Here is a 19,441-nt window from a genome sequence, read left to right on the forward strand (position 1 = left end):
TCCCCTTTTTTTGGTTGGTATTCATGGCTGGAGTGAAGCGGCGCGGCGCATTCCAACCAGTCTCTCCACCACCAGAGCGCCGCTAAGCGCAAGGATGATGATGACCGTGGACATTGCCGGGATAGAAGGATCGAAAACCGAATTGAGCTGTCGCATCAGCATCAACGGCACCGGACTGTAGCGGGAGTCCGCCAGCCAAAGCGCCATCGGAAGGTTGTCGAAGGAAATCATGAAGGCAAAAACGGCACCAGCCGCCACGCCGGGAGCAATCTGGGGAAGCGTCACTTTCCAGAAGGTCACGAACCGGTTTGCGCCCAGTGTCCGTGCCGCATCCTCGAGGTTCGCATCGACAAGCAGAAGGCTCGTCGTGACGGCGCGCACGACATAGGGCGCGGCCACCAGCGTGTAACCGATCAGCAGATTGAGACGCGCATCGACCATGCCGGCGGCGGAAAGGACCTGCATGAGGGCAAGACCGGCAACCAGTTCCGGAAATATCAGCGGCGAGAGAATGATGCCCTGCAATATGGTGCGACCGGGAAACCGTCCGCGTGCCAACGCCATGGCCGCTGGAATGCCGATCAGGAGCGCGCAAATCGTCGAGCCGAAGGCGAGATAGCCGCTCAGTGCCAGCGCAGACAGAAAATAGCGATCTGTCAGAATCTGCTGATACCAGCGAATGGTGAGGCCCTGCGGCGGAAACGCCACGAAGTAGCTGTCGGAAAAAGACATGGCGAGTGTCACGAATAGCGGCGCCATGACGAAGATCAGCACACCACCAACGAAGACGGCCAGAAACCATTGGCGAAAACGGTCGAGGTTCAAGCTCATGCCTGCGCCCTCCGGAACTTACGGCTTTCCACGAAGCGGATCAGGGTCGTGTTCAGAAGGATGACGATGAAGATCAGGATGAAGCTGATCACCGCGCCGAAAGGCCAGTCGAAAACCGTGAAGATCTGCTGTTCTATGAGGTTGCCGAGCATCAGCGCAGAAGGGCCACCAAGAACGACCGGCGTAACGAAAGCTCCGGCCGTCAGCGAGAACACGATGATGACACCCGCCACGAGACCCGGCATGCTGAGTGGCAGCGTCACGCGCAGGAAGACTTCCCACCAGGGCGCACCAAGTGTTCGTGCAGCATCGCGAAGGTTGGGATCGATCTTGCCGATGGCTGCAGCAAGCGGCAGCACCATCATCGGCAGGTTGACATGCACCTGGCCGATCACGACTGCAGTTGGCGTGTAAAGAAGGCTGAGCGGCTCGGATATGACGCCGATGGAAAGCAGAAGCCAGTTCAGCGCCCCACCCGGTCCAGCCATCAATATCAGCTGCCAGCCATAGGCACGGACGACAACGCTCACGACGAGCGGCGCGATGACGATCAACGAAATGACGCGCGAAAGCGTCGGCCGGGCCGAAACGATGGCAATTGCGACCGGATAGGCCAGCAGCGCCGTGTAGATACAGGTCCAGAAGCTGATCCGAAGCGTATTCCAGAGCACTCGCAGGTAGAGGTCTACGGTAAAAAACTTGGCGAAATGCGCCAGTGTCAGCGGCGCGCCGATGATCCCTTGAGCATTCTGGGTTTGAATGCTGTAGCCAAGCAGATTGATGGCCGGCAGCAGGAAAAACAGCAGCAGGAAAAGCGTCATGGGCAGCAGCAGAACTAGCATACCTGCCTGCAACCAGATCGGTCGCCAGTCCCTTGACGGGAGCGGCCGTTCTATCGCGATATCACTCGTTGTCTGTTGATACATAGGGCTTCCCATTAGGGCGCCCGGTCTGCTGACCGTGACTGCCGTAATTTCTTGATCAGCCCTCCTTCGCTTTGCGCAAAGGGTGTTTCCCGCTTTTTTTGTTGCCGTGATTTATGGTATACATTATGAATTCACGTCAAGTACCAAATGGTTTTTTTAATAAATGCCCCATCAAGAGGGCTTTAGAAGGGGACTTCAACACATGCGATTGATTGAAGCGGATTGGCTCGTGTCCGGCACGGGTGCAGCGCCGGTGAAGAACGGCGCGGTACTCATAGACGGTGAGCGGATCGTCTCAGCAGGGCCGGCCGGCAGTTTCGAAGTTCCGGCAGACGTAGAGCTGTTAAAGTTTCCGGGCCGTACCCTTGCTCCGGGTCTGGTGGACTGCCACTCGCACATCAACATGGCCGGCGACAAACTGACCGTGGAAGAGGTGGTTGCCGAGGGTGAGCCGATGATGCTCTTCCGTTCGGCGCAGAACTGCCGGACGACCGTCGAGACCGGCGTGACGACACTCAGCGACAACGGCGCCTACGGCAAGACGGCCTTCGACACCAAGAAAGCGATCGCCGCCGGCATCATTCCCGGCCCGCGCCTTTTCGTCTGCGGACGACCGCTGACGATGACCGGCGGTCATGGCTGGCCGATGGGCGGAGAGGCGGATGGCGAGGACGGATTGAGGCAGGCCGTGCGCCAGCTGCTGCGGGAAGGCGCTGACTATATCAAGGTCATGGCGAGCGGTGGATCGACCCGCAACACGCCGCGTTGCCGTGCTTCCTACACCGTGGCGGAACTGAAAGCCGTGGCGGAGGAGACCCATTCCTGGGGGCGCGTTGCTGTGGCACATGCAACCAGCAATGAATCGATCGCCAACTCGCTTGACGCGGGTTTTGACATGCTGTGCCATTGCAGCTTCTACAAGCCGCCGCAAAGGGAAGCGGCCTGGCCAACCCCGCCGAGCTTCTGCGACGCTTTCGGCATCTACAGCTACGATCCTGAGTTAACCAAACGGATCGTCGATCAGGGCGTTGCGATCCACCCGACCATGCAATGCCACCGCTATGGTCTTCAAAGGCTTGAGCGTTGCGCTTGCGAACGGAAGCTGACGGAAGCAGAAACCAACGAACTTGCTGCGCGCCGCCAGCGCTACGCCGAACGCTGCGACTACTTTCAGAAACTTCTCGATGCGGGCGTCGAACTGATCGCCGGTTCGGATGCCGGCTGGGGGTCGCCTTTCGGAGATTTCGTGGGCGAAATCGAGGCCATGGTCGACGCCGGCATGAACACGCACGATGCCCTTCAGGCCGGAACGCTTCGCTCCGCCCGCTCCATGGGCATCGACAAGCAGGTGGGATCGATCGAGAAGGGCAAGCTTGCAGACATCCTTGTCGTCGATGGAGATCCAACGACCGATATATCGGCGCTCCGACGTTTACAGACGGTATTCCTCGGCGGCCGTACGCTGCAGGAAACCGAAGCTACCCGGCGGGGCTACTGACCATGGACCGCGATGTTGAGCGCGTCCTGAAGACAGGAACGATCCTGGAACTGCAAGCGTGTTACGCGCAACGCCGACTTTCCGTCTTTGACGCCATCGACTGGTTCCTGAAACAGATAGAACGCCTGAACAACGACGGGCCGGCCATCAACGCAGTCCGGGAAATCTCACCAACTGTGCTGGACGACGCGACGCGGGCAGACGCTGCGATCCGTGCAGGCAGAACCCTCGGACTGCTCCACGGCATTCCCGTCCTCATCAAGGACAATATCCTCACGGCCGACGGGATGGCGGCCACCGCGGGCGCCGCCGCGTTTAAGGACTATCGGCCCAGGCACGAGGCGACAATCGTGCAGAGATTGCGCGATGCGGGAGCCATCATCCTCGGCAAGACCAACATGACCGAATTCGCAGATTACGTATCGGACTTTATGCCTTCTGCCTTCAGCGGCGCGGGTGGCGTGGTGATCAACCCGCATAGCGGTCCTTTCGATCGCGGTCAGGGATCGAGCGTCGGCTCGGCGGCGGCGGTCGCCGCCGCATTCGCTCCGGTCGCGATCGGCTCGGAAACGCAAAATTCGATCCAGACGCCTGCGCTTCATGCCTCCGTTGTCGGTTTCAAGCCGACTGTCGGACGAACAAGCCGGACGCATGTCGTGCCTCTGGTGCCGAGCCAGGATTCGCCAGGGCCGATTGCCCGCTGCATCGCCGATGCTGCTCTGGTGGCTTCAGTCATCAGTGGTGCCGATATGCAGGACGGCGCAACATCGGAACAATCCGCCTTCGCAGCACTACCGAAAATCACGCTCGACACTATCCGGCTTGGCGTCCCGCGCGTCGCCATGGCGAACCGGGATGATATACGGCAAACGGCTGGAAGCTTCGCAGCCGTCCTGTCACGGCTCGCCGATGCCGGCGTGACGATCGTCGATCCCTGCGACCTTCCTTCGGCAGAGCAGTTGATGAACCTCCGCTCAAGCGTTTTCCGGACGGAATTCAAGGCCGCGCTTAACGTCTTTTTGGCGGAAAACGACGTACCCTCCGGCGTTCGGTCGCTCGGCGAACTCATCGCTTGGAATGAGGCTCATCCCGATATAATCCCGTTCGGCCAGACGCTGCTTCTGGCTGCCGAAGCAACGGTCGGGCTGAACGATCCGGCGTATCTTGCTGACCGCGCACTCGATATCACACTCTCCCGGACGCAGGGAATCGATGCGGCCTGCGCCAATGGCGGCTGCGACGCGCTGATCGTGCCGATGTCGGTCGCCGCCAAATGCACGGGCAAGGCTGGTGCCCCGGTCATTGCCCTACCTGCCGGCGCAGATACGGACGGCGCACCCTTCGGCGTGACACTCTTTTCGCCCTGCGGCACCGATGAGCGACTGCTTGCAATCGCTGCCGCAATCGAGCCTATCATCGTGGAACGCCTGGCGCCGAAATTACTTTATTAGCGAATAGCCGTGCTTGCGATCCGCTGAGCAGTGTCTTTAGTCCGTGCGCCGGATGGCTGGCCCGCGTCATTTCGCTTTCGGCCGCCGTCTCGCGCTCGGACGATAGCATGTAGATCCCATTGACCAGCGCCGTGACCTCGCCTGGTCCTGACGCACCCATCCTTGACCTTGCCACCCTGATGCCGACGACCTTGCTGCGTGGAAGCTAGATGTCTTCATCGCCGCAGCGCAATATCCCATAACGAAGCATATCTGTAGCGGTTACCAAGTGCCTTATGAATACGCACCAGCCGATTTTGACATCCTAAATTCGATTGAACACAGGCCTACATCCTCAGCCATCAAGGGGATGCAGATCTACGAGTGCGTTGCGGGCGCAATGTCTGCCGGAATGGGGCAAACATAGGCCTGACCATCGGTCTTGTCCGCCCATTCCGCCTTGGCCGCCGCCAGAAGCTCCGGTGATGTGAACAGCGACAGGCCGGTCGTGGCAATCGCCTTGGCGGCATGCGCCATCGCCTTGTGGGCGGCAGCGCTCTTGCCCTGCGCTACCACCTGCCAGGTATGCGGATTGGTGCCGATCGCCCAAGCCGGGGTCCAGCATTGCGCCGTTGGCGTGACCCAGCTGACGTCGCCGACATCGGTCGATCCGGCGCGAAAATGCGACTGGCCCTCGAAATCGCGCAGGCCCAGATGCAGCGGCGTCGCTCCATCGATCTTGGCATTGGAAAAAACATCGCCCTTGATCTGGTAAAGCCGGATGCTGCTTTTGATCGCCTCGTCGGTAAACGTGTCCTGGATCGATTTGGCGAAGGCGAGATCGGCCTCGTCGAAAGCGATCGGTCCGAGCGCCACCATGTTTTCATGCATCGCCGTTTCCAGCGCGAGATTCGGCAGAAGGTTCGTCGCGGCGGTATCGAAAACGATCTCGACTTCTGTTTCTGTCATCATCGCAGCGCCGCGTGCCACCTTGTCGACGCGCCTCGCGAGATCGAGCGCCTGCGGCATTTCCGGCGCCCGGATCAGGTAGACCACTTCCGCCTGCGCCTGAACGACGTTGGCGGCACGTCCACCGGTATCAGTAATGGCGTAATGCACGCGGCAATCCTGCGGCATGTGCTCGCGCAGAAAATTGACGCCGACATTCATCAGTTCGACCGCATCGAGTGCCGAGCGCCCGAGATGGGCGGCGTTCGAGGCGTGCGCAGCAAGGCCCTTGAATCGGTAGAAATATTCGAGAACCGCCAGATTGTTGGTGGAGCGCACGCCGTTGAACGGGGCCGGATGCCAGGTCAGCGCGGTATCGACATCATCGAACAGGCCGGCACGCACCATGAATGTCTTGCCGGAGCCGCCCTCCTCACCGGGGCAGCCGTAGTAGCGCACCGTGCCGGCAATGCCGTTGTCCTTGAGGTGACGGGCAAGCGCGATGGCCGCCATCAGCGACCCGACGCCCAGCAGGTTGTGGCCGCAGCCATGACCGGTACCGCCGGAGGCAAGCGGCTTGTGTTCGGCAATTCCGGCGGCCTGGCTCATGCCGGCCAGCGCATCGAATTCTCCGAGGATGGCGATGACGGGCTTGCCGCTGCCAAATTCGCCGATGAAGGCAGTGTCCATGCCGGCGACACCGCGCGTCACTGCAAAACCATTGTCCTCAAGAGCTTTCGCCAGAAGACCGGAGGACTGTTTCTCGTCGAATTTCAGCTCGGCGAAATCCCAGATGCTGTCGCTGAGGCCGGAGAATTCCGGCTTCATCTTTTCGATGGCTTCGGCAATCGACGTCACGGCGTCACGGTTCATGGCATGTCCTCGCAGTCTGTTTGCGCCCATTTCAGGACGCGGTTTTCCTGCCGGCAGTCAAACGGCCGGATCAGATCTCGATAAAGGATTGGTATCGCGCCGGCATCGGCTGCCGGCGCGACAAAAACGATCAGTCGTCGACCGATACTTCCCATAGACGGGCGTTCGACTGCCAGACCGGCTGGCCCTTCAGCTTCTTGGTGGCACCCCAGACATCGACCATGTCGTAGAGGAAGATGCCCGGCATTTCCTTGAGCATCAGCTCGTGGAACTCGTCGAAAATCTTCTGGCGCTTGGCCTGGTCAGCTTCGACATAGGCCGCCTTCATCAGATCGACGGCTTTTGGATCGTCCCACATCAGCGAGGCGTTCTTGTCCTTGTTGCCGACATAAAAGGCATACATCAGGGCCGGGTCGAGACGTGGTGCGACCGACTGCGAGATCACCTGGTAATTGCCCGAACGGCGGCGATCGACCTGCGTCGCATAGTCGAGCACTTCGATCTGCACGTTGAGGCCTGCCTGCTGCATCATTGCCTGAGCCATGACGGCGGCCGGAAAGCTCGGAACGTTGCCGCGCTTGTTGGCGATGATCGAGATCGGCTCGCCCTTGTAACCGGCGGCCGCCAGTTCCTTCTTGGCGGCTTCGATGTCGTAAGGCAGACGCTTCTTCTGGGTGTCGTTGAAATAGACGCTATCCTGCGAGACCATCGATCCGTTCGCCTCGCCGGTGCCATTGGAGGCGGCGGCGACCAGTTCGTCGAGATCAAGAGCCATCGCCATGGCGCGGCGCACGCCCGGATTGCTCAGAACCTTGTCGCGGGTCTGGATGTAAAACAGGTTCTTGCCGTTGTTGCGTGATACGATAAGCTGGGTCTTGTCGTTCGACTTGAACTCGGGGATCAGGTCCGGCGAGATTTCGGCTGTGTCGAGCACGCCGGATTCGAGGCCCGCCTTGACGGTCGAGGCATCGGGAATGACCATGAACTTGATGCCGTCGGCAAGCGGGCGTTTGGAGCCGACCATGCCGTCCGGCTTACCGTCATTTTCAGGCGAGACGTAATCGGCGAATTTCTTGAGGTGGATATATTCACCCTTCTTCCACTCGTCCCACTGGAACGGGCCGGTGCCGATCGGCTTGACGAAACTGCCATCGGCAGCAACGCTGTCGGGCGAGATCATGCCGGTATAACCGCATTCGGGGCGCGACATCAGGCCGACGAACACGGCCGAGGGCTTTTCAAGGGTGATCGTCACGGTCGCGGAATCGGTTGCCTTGACGCCGGCCACATGGGCGGCCCCACCCTCAGCGAAATCGGACAGGCAGGTCCATTTGGTTTCCGGCTTCAGATAACGCGTCCAGTTCCAGACGACGTCTTCGGCGGTCAGCGGCTTGCCGTTGTGGAATTTCACGTCGGTGCGCAGCTTGAACGTATAGGTCAGGCCATCGGCCGAGGCTTCGAAACTCTTGGCCAGCAGCGGCTTGACTTCGCCGCTGTTGTTGTAACCGACGAGGCCCTCGACGATATGCAGGATGACGCCATCGGTATTGCCGTCGCGGTTGACGCCGGGATTGGCGCTGCGCAGGTCCGAACTCTGCGCGATGGTGATGTCGCGGGCCGCGGCGATATCGGCCATGGCGAGCAGGGCAACGCCTGCGAGAAGAAGCTTTTTCACTGTTCTACCCTCTTTTTCTTTGGTTGATCTCTATAACTGGAATGCGTCCCAGCAGGCCCGCGAGAGCTTGCCGATGGTTTCGAGCGACATCGTGTAACCCGGCGTGCCGTCGGCCATGACCTGCGGCACGTCGTCGGTGAAGGCGCAGATGATGTAGAACGGGTTACCGTCGCGATAGACGATGCCGGCATTCATGCGGCCCCGCTTGCCGGTGCCGCCCTTGTGGGCGACGACGGTGCCGAACGGCAGGCGCGACGGAATGGCATAACGCAGGATCTGGTTCTTCAGCGTCTGCAGCGCATAGGCACACAGCGCCTGCGAGCAGCCAAGCTTTGCTGCGGCATCCGCCGACGTCTGCGCGTCGAGGATCGCCTGGAGCAGAAAGGTCTGGTCGCGTGCCGTCGTGGTGGTGACGGAACCGAGCGCGTGGTCCGGCGACAGGGCCAGCGGCGGGATGAGAAAGCGATGATGCGTGCCGCTCATGCCGATCGACTTGCAGTAACCGTCGACCTCTTCCAGCGTCAGCCGCTCGAACACCATTTTCGTGCAGACATTGTCGCTCAGCACCATCATGCCGGTAATGGCATCGCGCAGCGAGATGACGATGCCAGGCGTCAGGTAGCGGAACATGCCGCTTGCCACTTCCTCGGCAAAACGCGCCTCGTAAGTGATCTGCTCGTCGAGATCGAGCCGGCCCTCCTCGACGGCCTTCAGCGCCGCCATCATGATGGAGGTCTTGCGCGTGCTGGCCGACGGGGTTTCCTCTTCGGCGCCACGCGCAAACGTCTCGCCCGTCAGCAGGTTGCGCACCATGAAACGGGTGACGAAAGGCTGTGCGTCACAAATGGCGTTCAGCCGATCGGCGGCCGTGCCGGAAGTCGTTACCGTGTCCAAGTCAGTTCTCCAGACGCCATTTGAGTGTCACGCCGCCCCGCTCGTTCTGGTCGAGGGCGGGGATGGCCGAGAGGAGACGGCGCGTATAGGCCTCCTTCGGGCTGTCGAAGATCGTGTCGCGATCTCCTTGTTCGATAATGCGGCCGTCCTGCATGACGATAACGCGGTCGGCGATCTGCTCGACGACACCGAGATCGTGGCTGATGAACAGGCAGGAAAAGCCGTAGCGTTTCTGCAGGTCGGAGAAGAGGTCGAGCACCTGCGCCCGCACCGTCACGTCGAGCGCCGACACCGGTTCGTCGGCGATCAGGAAACGCGGGCGGCGGGCGATGGCGCGGGCGATCGCCACGCGCTGGCGCTGGCCGCCGGAAAGTTCGTGCGGATAACGGCTGGCATAATCGACGTTGAGGCCGACCTCCTCCAGCGTTTCCAAGGCGCGCTTGCGCTTGGCAGCACCATCGAGATCAGGCACCAGCCGCAGGGCTTCCTCCACCAGGGCCAGAATGGTCATGCGCGGATCGAGCGAGGAATACGGATCCTGAAATACCATCTGGCAATTCATTCGATAATCCCGCCAGTCCTCATCACGGGAGCGGCCCTGGAAGCGGATCTGACCCTCGTTTTCCTTGACCAGACCGGCGATGGTGCGTCCGAGCGTGGTTTTGCCCGAACCGGACCCCCCGACCAGCGCCACGACCTCGCCCTCATGGATATCGATGCTGACGCCGTGCAGCGCCCGTTTCGCCTTTGCCTTTTTCAGCAGCGACTTGCGGCCGGCATAATCGACGACGATGTTCTGCGCCGACACCATGGGTGCCTTCGAGGTATCGACGACGCGCGGCGCGCCCCTGAAGGGTAGAGAGGACAACAGCTTTTTCGTATAGGGATGCTGCGGCGCTTCCAGCAAATCCTCGGTGCGACCATGTTCGACGATAGCGCCCTTTTCCATGACGACGATGCGGCTGGTATAACGGGCCACCATCGGCAGATCGTGGCTGATCAGCAGGACGGCCGTGCCTTCGGCCCGTGTCAACTCGACCATCAGTTCCATGACGTCGCGCTGGATGACCGCATCGAGCGCCGTCGTCGGCTCGTCGGCGATCAGCAGCGCCGGTTTTAGCAGCATGACCGAAGCCAGCATGATGCGCTGGCGCATGCCGCCGGAAAATTCGTGCGGATAGGCTGCCAGCGCCCCTTCCGGATCACGGATGCCGACACGGTTCAGCATGTCGAGGATGCGGGCGCGGCGTTCATCCGGTGATAGTTTCGTGTGGAGGACAAGCCCCTCTTCCAGCTGCCGGCCGATGGTCATCGACGGGTTGAGCGAGGTCATCGGCTCCTGGAAAACGAGCCCGATCTCGGCGCCACGCAGGCGCCGCAATTCGCCGTCCTTCATGGTGAGGACGTCGCGACCCTTGTAGCTGATGGCGCCACCGGCAAGCTTGATGGCGGGCGGCAGAAGCGAGATCAGCGCCCGGGTCGCGAGGCTTTTGCCGGAGCCGCTTTCTCCGACGATGCCGAAGATTTCACCGGAGGCGATATCGAAGGAGATATCCTTGACCACTTCGATACCGGTGCGGGCGACTTCGAGCGTGAGACCGCGAACGGTCAGAAGGGTTTCCGATGTCATTTCAGACCTCTCATGCGCGGGTCGAGCCGGTCGCGAAGGGCGTCGCCAAGAAGATTGATGCCGAGCAAGGTCAGCGCGATGCAGATGCCGGGGAACAGGCCGAGCCAGACGGCCTGCTGGATGAATGGCCGGCCGGCGGCCAGCATGTTGCCCCAGGTCGGTGCCGGTGGCGGCACGCCGAGGCCCAGGAAGGAGAGCGCGCTTTCCGACAGGATCGCCCAGCCGAACATCGAGGTGGCAAGCACGGTGATCGGCGCCAGGCAATTGGGCAGGATGTGGCGGAACATCGTGAACAGCTCGCCATTGCCCATCACCCGCGAGGCCTCGATGAATTCGCGCTCGCGCAGCGACAGGACCGCCCCGCGCACGACACGGGCCATGGACGGCGTATAGGCAATCCCGAGCGCAAAGATGATGCCATACTGGTTGGCGCCGAACACGGCGAGCAGGCCGAGCGCCAGCAGGATGCCGGGAAAGGCAAGAAGCGCATTGTTGACCGCCATGATCACGCCATCGACCCAACCGCGCGCATAACCGCTGACCAGCCCGATCAGCGTGCCGCAGATTGTGGCAAAGCTGACCGTCAGGAAACCGATCCAGACGCTGGCTTGGGCACCGACCATCAGGCGGCTCAGCACATCGCGCCCGAATTCATCTGTTCCAAGAAGATGCGCGGCGCTTGGCCCCGCCAGACGGGCCGTGAAGGACAGCTTCATCGGATCGAACGGCGTCCAGACGAGGCCTATGGCGGCGGTGATGACGAGGACGGCGATCAGAAAGCCGCCGATGAGACCATTGAGAGTGAACTTTTTCATTCGGCGACCACACGCGGATCAAATAGGGGATAAAGCAGGTCGACGACGAGATTGACCGCTACATAGGACAAGGCCACGAACAGCAGGCAGCCCTGAATGACGGGGTAGTCACGGGCAAAAATGCTGTCGACCATCAGGCGGCCGAGGCCGGGAATGGTGAACACCGTCTCGATGACGGCGATGCCGCCGAGCAGGTTGCCGAGGATCAGGCCGATCATCGTCCATGTCGGGCCGAATGCGTTTTTGAAGGCGTGACGCCACAGGACCGCGCTCTCTGACAGACCCTTGGCGCGGGCATGGGTGATATAGTCCAGCCGCAGCACTTCCAGTGTCGAGGCACGCGCCATGCGGATCAGCACACCAGCTTCGTGGATGACCAAAGTCATGACCGGCAACACGAGATAGAGCAGTCCGCCGACGATGTTGTCCTCGATCGACACGTAACCAAGCACCGGCAGCCAGCCGAGCTTCAGCCCGAAGAACAGCAGCAGCAGCAGTCCAAGCCAGAAGGTCGGGATCGACAGGAGCACGGTTGCCGTGCCGACCAATGCCAGGTCCGTGACACTGTTCTGACGCCAGGCGGCGATGACGCCAGCGGGCACCGCGATCAGACTGGCCAATAGCACCGCAATGACGACGATTTCCGCACTGACCATGAAACGCGACACGACGAGCGGCAATACCTCCTCGTCATTGACGATGGAGCGACCGAAATCGCCCTGCAGGACATTGCCCGCCCAGATGACGAATTGCTGCGGCATCGATTTGTCGAGCCCCAGTTCGGTGCGCATGGCAGCGATCTGTTCGGGCTGCGCCATGTCGCCAAGCATCAAGGCCGCAGGATCACCGGGAATGAAGCGGATCAGCGCAAATACCGTCACGGAGACGAGCACGATCGTTGGTAGCGCCATCAGCAGACGGCTCAGGATAAATCTCAGCATTGTTTCCCCACGATTGATGTCCAGCTTTCCGTTAGGGCATCATCGGTTTCGTTGCGTTAGACTATGATTGGATGAAGAAAGAAGCGCAATACTATGCGTTTTTGTCATATGTCTATGCGCACCGCGAGAGGCGGATGTGCGGTGGATATCCATGTTTTTTCCAAATAAATATCTGTTTTTATTCGATTTTTTGAGAAAACAGGATCTGCCTCTGTAACGCGTCGCTCAGTGCCTGCGCCGCAATCGACAGCGGGAATCCGGCGGCTCGGGCCAGACCGAAATCCTGCACCGCCTGCGGAACGAACGGTCGCTGCACCACCGGCAGGTGACGATAAAGGTTGGCATAAAAACTGCTGATGATGGACACGCCAAGCCCCTGCGCAACATAGGCGCAGGCCGAACTGTTGGTATGGGTTTCGATCTTCACCATCTGTTTGACGCCGGCGCGCGCGAAAGTCTGGTCCAGCGCCATACGATTGGGTCTTTGCCGTCCGATCAGAATCAGCGGCACATTGCGGAGATCCTTTGCGGAAATCTCGTCGAGTTCAGCCAATGGATGATCCTTGGGCACAACACAGACACTTTTGCCGCTCGCCACCTTATCCACCACGATACCCGGCCCGGTCTCGCCCTCCATGCGCAGAAAGCCGATATCGATGACGCGTTCCCCGACCAGCTTGTTGATCGCCGTGGTAGTTTCGAAAAAGGTCTCGATGCGGACGCCGGGAAAATCATGGATGTAGTCGACGAGCATGGCGGGGGCAAAATTTTCCCACATGCTGCTCGGCAAACCGATGCGGACGATCTCGGGACCGGATGCGCCGCTGCGCATGTCTTCGGCATGGCCCGACATGCGATCCACCGCCAGAAGCACGTTTTCGGCATCCCGCCCCAGCGCGAGCGCTTCCGGCGTCGCGATCAGCCGCCCCTTGTCGCGGGCGAAAAGCGTGATGGACAGATCCTGCTCCAGCTGCTGCAACATTCGACTGACACCCGACTGGCTGAGCCCCATCGCCTTTGCCGTCGCGATGGTCGACCCGGTCGCGAGAAGCGTGCGGAGCACTTCGAGTTGCTTGATGTTCATGCGGCAGACACTTTCAACGGAATGGGGCGCATCATGGCCAACCGGCAATGCTTTGCAGGAAAAGCCCGGCCGTTTTCGGCAGAGGATATTTTTCGCCGCTGACAAGGCAGTAGGTCACCGGCAGTTCTGGCTCGAGCGGGATCAGAGCCAGGGACAGATTGACATATTCGCGTGCAATCAAATCGCCGACAAGCGCGATCCCCAGCCCCTCGGCCGCCAGCGCGCAAGCACTGGCAACCGAATGCGCTTCGAGCAGCGGTCTTTGGCGCAGACCGTGCCGGTAGAACTCGGCTTCGAGCTGATGGCGCACAGGCCGCTCGCGGTTGAGGACGATGAGATCGTGCCCCTTGAGATCGGCAATCGACAGCCGCGCGCGGTCTGCCAGAGCATGCGTGTGAGGTAGGGCCGCGACGATACGTGACCGAAAGGTCCTTTCTTGCCGCAGTCCCGGCGTCGTCAGCGGCAACCGCGAAAAACCGATATCCGCCTCCCCATCGGCAATCATGCGCTCGATAGCCAGATAGCTGCCGGAGGCAATCTCAACCCGCATCAGGCCATTGGTGGCGAGAAACGCCTTGATCATCTTCGGTACCCGTGTCGATGACAGGCTAGCGGGAAAGGCAAGCCGCAGCAGCATGTCGCGGGAACGGCCGTTCTCCAACTCGATCGCAGCCGTCTTCAGGGCTCTCAGCCTGTCGGAAATGATGCGGATTTCCGGCCCGAGCTGCAGTCCCTCGCGTGTCGGCGACAGCCGGTTCTTGTCGCGCTCGAACAGGCGCACACCGAGATATGCCTCAAGCTGCTGCAGAAGCCGGCTTGCATTCGATTGCGAAATGCCGAGCTCCACTGACGCCGCAACCGTCGAGCCCGTCGCGGCAATGGCATCATAGGCCTCGATATGTTTCAGACTGATCGCCGCGCTCACCGTCTTCGCCATCCAACTCCCTGTCCTTTCGGTAACCCTATCGCGGAACCGCATAAGATTGCGGCGCTGCCAAAAGTCGAACACGTTTGCCGCAAACAAGCCCAGCGAGAGGCATTCGTCAATGAGCAGCGCACTTTCCAACATTGCCAACCACCTTACATCGCGGACCGAGTTTTCCCCTCATTGGATTGAGTTGGCGCGTGACGCCGTGATCGATACGCTGGGCTGCATGATCGCAGGCGCCAGGGATGCCAGCGTCCAAGCAGTAACAACCGCATTCGCCGCGGAGATGAATGGCAATGGCACCCATTGGCTCGTCACTGGCGGTAGAACCGTGTCTTCAATCTCAGCGCTCGTGAATGGCACCGCAGCACACGCTCTCGATTTCGACGACAACTTTCATCCCGCCCGTGCCCATGCATCGGCGGTTCTGGTTCCGGCACTACTCGCAGCGATCAGCAGAGATCATCCGGTTACGGGGCGCCAATTCCTGGAAGCGTATATGACAGGCCTTGAAGCGCAGAGCGCTGTCGGATCCGGTGTCAATCCTTCACATTACAACAAAGGTTGGCATGGGACGGCGACCGTGGGCGCTATCGGGGCGGCGGCTGGTGTTGCCAGGCTCCTCGGAGCCAATACCGAACAGACGGGGCAATCAATGAGCCTGGCAACCTCCATGGCCTGCGGTCCCAAGGCGCAATTCGGCACTCTGGTAAAGCCGATCCATGCAGGCATTGCTGCCCGTAATGCCGTGGAAGCCGCTCGCCTTGCCATGGCTGGAGCCACCGGTGCGATCGACGTGCTGGAGAAGCCTCAGGGGTTTCTCGACCTGTTTGGGGGCGACGAGCCGGTGGGTTGGGCCGACAACAAGCCCAACGGCCGCCATATCATCGAAACGCGTGGATTGGTGACCAAACGTCACCCTTGCTGCGCATCTACTCACAGAGCCATCGACATGCTGCTTGATCTCAAGGCGGAATACGGCCTGAGGGAAGAGGATATTGCCACGATAGACGCCAAGGTCGGAATTTCTGCAGTCAAGAACCTTCCCTACCCCAAACCAAGCGATGAAATGCAGGCCCGTTTCTCGATGCAATATTGCCTGGCGACGGCCTTTAGACGGGGGGCACTCAGCCTTGCAGACTTCACGATGTCCGCGCTGAGCGATGGGAAGAAGAGCTTGCTGATGGACAAGATCAATATGCACTCCTTCACCGCCGACGAGGAACGCGGTCATGAACGCCTGCCGCATGAACTCACCGTTACCCTGACGAACGGAGAGATCCTACGGCGCTCTCGCCTCCATGCGAAGGGCGCGCGTGAGGACGCTCTCGGCGAGGATCAAAGAAAAGCAAAATTCATCGACTGCCTTGAGTGGGCAGGTCGACCAGCAAATTCTGTATACGAGCAACTCTTGAGTATGCCACGCGCCGGGTCGATGCTTTCTTTATTGGCTGGAATCTGGTCGAAGGAAGACGATGTTGAGACCGGATGATGCCGGCTTTTGCTATTGAAAAGAAGCAAATGCTCGACCTGACAGCTCAGCGACCTGTGTTGTTTACTTAGGTTTTGATTTGAGAGGCGTACCGATCGCGCGCGCAATTCAGATGCTGAACAGATTGGCGGCCATATAATCCACGAACACCCGCACCTTTGGCGAAAGGAACCGGCTGGTGGGCCACAAAACCCTGAACGTGCCGGTCCCTGCCAGATAGTCATCGAGCAACGGAACGAGCTTTCCCTCGCCAATCTCCTGCGCGACCGCAAACGGTGGAAGACACGTGATGCCGAACGACTGCTGTGCGAGATAGACAAGCGGCTCGAGCGTACTCGCCACTGTTGTTATTGGCAGATCCAGCTTGATGCCACATCCGTCTCGCACCAAAGGCCATGCTTCAAGCTTGCCCGAATTCGCAAAACGATGGTGCATGCAGCGGTGATCAACAAGATCTTCCGGGACGCGCGGATGACCGTTCACTGCAAGGTATTCGGGAGAGGCAACGATCACATGACGGAACGAGCCTAGTTTCCGGCTCATCAGCCTGGTGTCCTTCACCTCCCCGGTCCGGATTACTGCGTCAAATCCTTCCTCGATGACATCAACGATACGATCCGTAAAATCTAGATCAAGATTGACCTGCGGATAGGCGCTCATAAACTTCGAAATCGTCGGCATCAAAAGCATGCCGGCGAGCGGCAGGCTGACGCGCAACTGCCCCCGAGGAACCGATTGCGATCGTGACAGCTTTGCCTGCGCCTCCTCATACTCGGCCTGTATCCGCCGACATGTGTCGAGAAAGAAGCTTCCGTCCTCGGTGAGCGCCATACTGCGGGTAGACCGATTGAACAACCTGACCCCAAGCTCCTCTTCAAGCCTGGCGATGGCCTTTCCAACGGCGGATCCGGAAATCCCCAATCGATGTCCAGCTGCGATGAAGCTCCCAACCTCTGCAACCTGAATGAATATGCCAAGTGTTCCGAGCTTTTCCACACGCGCTCCATTGCGGACTTTTTTTCCGATATGTCGAGAGATGAGGCCTGTTTATCCGATATTTTCGCTCCGGTATCCAGATGGCGCCGCACCGATTGTGATGGCGCAAATCAACGGAGATCAGCATGGCATCGAGACCTGCCGCCGCATTTGTCGGCGAACCTGCCCCAACTACCTTCATCGTCAACGTCATTCACGCCCATCCGGGCAAACAGCAGGAGGCATTCGACATCATTCAGGACGTCGTGCATTACGTCGCCGAACGGAAGGAAGGCTTTCTTTGGAGCAACCTTGCCAAAAGCACGGATGGCCTGACCGTGGTGAACATCGAAGCAATCCAGGGTGCAGGAAATGTCGACGAATTCTTCTCTGATCCTGTTTTCGTCGAGAAGTTCAAGCGGCTCGATACGGTCTCGATCAGTGAATTCCACACCTATTCGGTCGACGATCTTGTTCTGCCCAAATTGATCGGAGCCGCGCGATCGGCATGACCCACTTCCATGCAGGTGAAAATAAGTCCGGGTCGCAACACCACGGTGGAGGAGCTTTTCCTCTGCTGGCGCTGATTGCGCTGGCCCTCTCGGGGTTCATCACTATACTCACAGAAGCCCTGCCCGCCGGCCTGCTCAGCCAAATTGCCGAGGGGCTTTCCGTTTCGCAGACTGCGGCTGGTCAGATGGTGACAGCCTATGCGATTGGATCTCTTCTGGCTGCAATACCCTTGACCCGTGCTACACAAGGATGGCGCCGTCGCCCTCTTCTGACCTTGGCCATTGCTGGATTTGCACTCGCCAACCTGGTGACGGCATTCTCGCCGTCTTACATTCTCACAATGGCGGCACGGTTCATTGCCGGCGTATCTGCCGGGCTTCTATGGGCTCTCCTGGCCGGCTATGCTGCCCGAATGGTACCGGATGCACAGAAGGGACGAGCAATCGCAGTCGCCATGGCCGGAACCCCTCTGGCCCTATCCGTCGGCGTGCCGACGGCCACTTTTCTGGGAACATTCGTCGGATGGAGAACCTGCTTCGCATCCATCAGCGTAGCCGCTGCTCTATTGATGATATGGGTCGCGACGCGGTTGCCAGATTTTCCGGGACAGACAACTGAAGACAAAAAGTCCTTGATGTCGGTTGGAAAACTTCCGGGCGTCGCCTCCATCTTGTTCGTGACATTGACGTTCGTTCTCGCGCACAACCTCCTTTATACATACATCGTGCCTCTGCTTCATCGTGCAGATATGCAGAGCACGGTGGATATCATCCTGTTGATATTTGGCTGCTGCTCGCTCGCCAGCATCTGGTTGGTCGGGATTGCCATCGACCGAAGAATGCGCGCTCTGGCGATCATCGCTTGCGGGTTGTTCATAACATCCGTCTTGATGTTTGGTCTCTGGCCCGCGTCTCGTACGGCCACATATCTGGCTGTCGGCCTATGGGGGCTCGCCTTCGGTGGGGCTGCGACAATATTCCAAACGGCCATTGCACGCGCTGCGCCGCGTCAAACCGATCTCGCCCAATCGATGCTGGTCACTGCGTGGAACCTTGCGATCGCGGGCGGCGGCTTGATGGGAGGCGTCCTGCTCGAGAGCGGCGGAGTGTCAACATTTCCGCCGGCTGTTCTGGCGCTTCTGATACCCTGCGGGCTTGTCATATTCGCTGATCGACGAAGCGCCTTCAAATCCAGATTGTAATCTTTTGAACGCTGGTATCGAGACATTAGGTCCGCAGTCACTGCTAGCGGCTTTTAGAAAATCCCTTCTACGCCGCGGTGATATGCGAAAAGCCATTCCATTTGAACTAGCGATTAAAGATTCTAATCCCTACAAAATTTATCGATTTTCCATATGCTGGTAGACAGATCGTTCTTTCTACCAGCATATGTGATGTCATTGCCCCTACAATTTTCTTCGCTTGATACGTTTCGGACGGCATCCTGCCCACACGCGGCACAATATGCCATTCAGCTGACTGGCCCCCATGAGCGAATCCAGCCAGGGCGCCAATGACCTATGTCTTTCTAGCCGCCACGGCATTTGTTATAGCTGGAGCATACTGGATTGGAATAACGCAGATTCCACTGCTCGGCTTCGGTGACCCACTTGGTCCAAAACTTCTTCCGAGTTTTCTCGCTGCTGCCCTCGTAGCTGTAGGATGTGCGCTCCTTGTCGAGGGGCGGTCGATTGCGGGGCTCAAGACGGATTTTACCCGCTTTAGCACCTTCGTAAGAACGCGCGAATTCGGTCTCATCGCAGCGGTTACATGCTGGACAGCCCTCTATTTCACGGCTTTCGCCTACCTCGGCTACCTGCTTTCGACGTCACTCTTCCTGACGGTATTAATGGCTACGGCCCACCGTGGTAACCGGCTTGTAGCCGTCACGGTCGCAATCTCGTTCTCCGTCGGCAGTTATCTCCTCTTCGCACTGTTATTCGCCGTTCCGCTCCCCCGCGGCATTCTTCCTTTTTGACGCGAGAGCGA

At 59.5% G+C, this 19,441-nt stretch carries 17 protein-coding genes; 6 read left to right on the forward strand and 11 right to left on the reverse strand.

Features of this window, described 5'->3' with window-relative positions; translation table 11 throughout:
- Positions 1 to 21 precede the first annotated feature (21 nt).
- Positions 22 to 831, reverse strand: a complete 810-nt coding sequence (locus FHP24_RS11640) for an ABC transporter permease (protein WP_139676374.1) — start codon at positions 829 to 831, stop codon at positions 22 to 24.
- A complete protein-coding gene (locus tag FHP24_RS11645; RefSeq protein ID WP_246091709.1) occupies positions 828 to 1,673 on the reverse strand; it encodes an ABC transporter permease in 846 nt (281 codons plus the stop codon). Before FHP24_RS11645 ends, FHP24_RS11640 begins: the two co-directional genes overlap by 4 nt.
- 286 nt (positions 1,674 to 1,959) lie before the next feature.
- Between FHP24_RS11645 and FHP24_RS11650 the strand changes: the two genes are divergently transcribed.
- Positions 1,960 to 3,255: an amidohydrolase family protein gene (locus FHP24_RS11650; RefSeq protein WP_180355975.1), complete on the forward strand. Its 1,296-nt coding sequence runs from the start codon at positions 1,960 to 1,962 to the stop codon at positions 3,253 to 3,255.
- A 2-nt stretch (positions 3,256 to 3,257) separates the two neighbouring features.
- Positions 3,258 to 4,706, forward strand: coding sequence for an amidase family protein (locus FHP24_RS11655; RefSeq protein ID WP_139676377.1), 1,449 nt, complete (start codon positions 3,258 to 3,260; stop codon positions 4,704 to 4,706).
- Between the two features lie 357 nt (positions 4,707 to 5,063).
- On the opposite strand, the gene FHP24_RS11660 is transcribed toward FHP24_RS11655, so the two are convergent.
- The 8 genes from FHP24_RS11660 to FHP24_RS11695 all read right to left on the reverse strand — a co-directional run bounded on the left by FHP24_RS11660 (position 5,064) and on the right by FHP24_RS11695 (position 14,554).
- Positions 5,064 to 6,506: a M20 family metallopeptidase gene (locus FHP24_RS11660; RefSeq protein WP_139676378.1), complete on the reverse strand. Its 1,443-nt coding sequence runs from the start codon at positions 6,504 to 6,506 to the stop codon at positions 5,064 to 5,066.
- Between the two features lie 130 nt (positions 6,507 to 6,636).
- Positions 6,637 to 8,181, reverse strand: coding sequence for an ABC transporter substrate-binding protein (locus FHP24_RS11665; RefSeq protein ID WP_139676379.1), 1,545 nt, complete (start codon positions 8,179 to 8,181; stop codon positions 6,637 to 6,639).
- 30 nt (positions 8,182 to 8,211) lie between these two features.
- Positions 8,212 to 8,994, reverse strand: coding sequence for a serine hydrolase (locus FHP24_RS11670; protein ID WP_394344620.1), 783 nt, complete (start codon positions 8,992 to 8,994; stop codon positions 8,212 to 8,214).
- An 82-nt stretch (positions 8,995 to 9,076) separates the two neighbouring features.
- Complete coding sequence (locus tag FHP24_RS11675) at positions 9,077 to 10,705, reverse strand: ABC transporter ATP-binding protein (protein ID WP_139676381.1); 1,629 nt, start codon at positions 10,703 to 10,705, stop codon at positions 9,077 to 9,079.
- Entirely contained in the window at positions 10,702 to 11,520 is an 819-nt protein-coding gene (locus tag FHP24_RS11680) for an ABC transporter permease (protein ID WP_139676382.1), read from the reverse strand. The genes FHP24_RS11675 and FHP24_RS11680 overlap by 4 nt, the downstream gene beginning before the upstream one ends.
- Positions 11,517 to 12,461 carry an ABC transporter permease gene (locus FHP24_RS11685; RefSeq protein ID WP_139676383.1) on the reverse strand — a complete coding sequence of 315 codons (945 nt, stop codon included), beginning with the start codon at positions 12,459 to 12,461 and terminating at the stop codon, positions 11,517 to 11,519. The genes FHP24_RS11680 and FHP24_RS11685 overlap by 4 nt, the downstream gene beginning before the upstream one ends.
- A 178-nt stretch (positions 12,462 to 12,639) precedes the next feature.
- Positions 12,640 to 13,545, reverse strand: coding sequence for a LysR family transcriptional regulator (locus FHP24_RS11690; RefSeq protein ID WP_139676384.1), 906 nt, complete (start codon positions 13,543 to 13,545; stop codon positions 12,640 to 12,642).
- 31 nt (positions 13,546 to 13,576) lie between these two features.
- Positions 13,577 to 14,554 carry a LysR family transcriptional regulator gene (locus FHP24_RS11695; RefSeq protein WP_394344621.1) on the reverse strand — a complete coding sequence of 326 codons (978 nt, stop codon included), beginning with the start codon at positions 14,552 to 14,554 and terminating at the stop codon, positions 13,577 to 13,579.
- A gap of 37 nt (positions 14,555 to 14,591) precedes the next feature.
- Between FHP24_RS11695 and FHP24_RS11700 the strand changes: the two genes are divergently transcribed.
- The gene (locus FHP24_RS11700; protein ID WP_139676386.1) at positions 14,592 to 15,965 is read left to right on the forward strand and encodes an MmgE/PrpD family protein; all 1,374 of its coding nucleotides are present in this window, start codon (positions 14,592 to 14,594) and stop codon (positions 15,963 to 15,965) included.
- A gap of 108 nt (positions 15,966 to 16,073) precedes the next feature.
- Here FHP24_RS11700 and FHP24_RS11705 read toward each other — a convergent pair whose 3' ends face one another.
- Positions 16,074 to 16,961, reverse strand: coding sequence for a LysR family transcriptional regulator (locus FHP24_RS11705; protein ID WP_139676387.1), 888 nt, complete (start codon positions 16,959 to 16,961; stop codon positions 16,074 to 16,076).
- Between the two features lie 125 nt (positions 16,962 to 17,086).
- Here FHP24_RS11705 and FHP24_RS11710 point away from each other — a divergent pair, with 125 nt between their 5' ends.
- The 3 genes from FHP24_RS11710 to FHP24_RS11720 all read left to right on the forward strand — a co-directional run bounded on the left by FHP24_RS11710 (position 17,087) and on the right by FHP24_RS11720 (position 19,430).
- Complete coding sequence (locus FHP24_RS11710) at positions 17,087 to 17,452, forward strand: antibiotic biosynthesis monooxygenase (RefSeq protein ID WP_139676388.1); 366 nt, start codon at positions 17,087 to 17,089, stop codon at positions 17,450 to 17,452.
- Complete coding sequence (locus FHP24_RS11715) at positions 17,449 to 18,654, forward strand: MFS transporter (RefSeq protein ID WP_139676389.1); 1,206 nt, start codon at positions 17,449 to 17,451, stop codon at positions 18,652 to 18,654. Before FHP24_RS11710 ends, FHP24_RS11715 begins: the two co-directional genes overlap by 4 nt.
- A 311-nt stretch (positions 18,655 to 18,965) precedes the next feature.
- The gene (locus tag FHP24_RS11720) at positions 18,966 to 19,430 is read left to right on the forward strand and encodes a tripartite tricarboxylate transporter TctB family protein (protein WP_139676390.1); all 465 of its coding nucleotides are present in this window, start codon (positions 18,966 to 18,968) and stop codon (positions 19,428 to 19,430) included.
- Positions 19,431 to 19,441: the final 11 nt, after the last annotated feature.

Source organism: Aliirhizobium smilacinae (assembly GCF_006335145.1).
In the GTDB taxonomy this organism is placed as follows: Bacteria; Pseudomonadota; Alphaproteobacteria; order Rhizobiales; family Rhizobiaceae; genus Neorhizobium; species Neorhizobium smilacinae.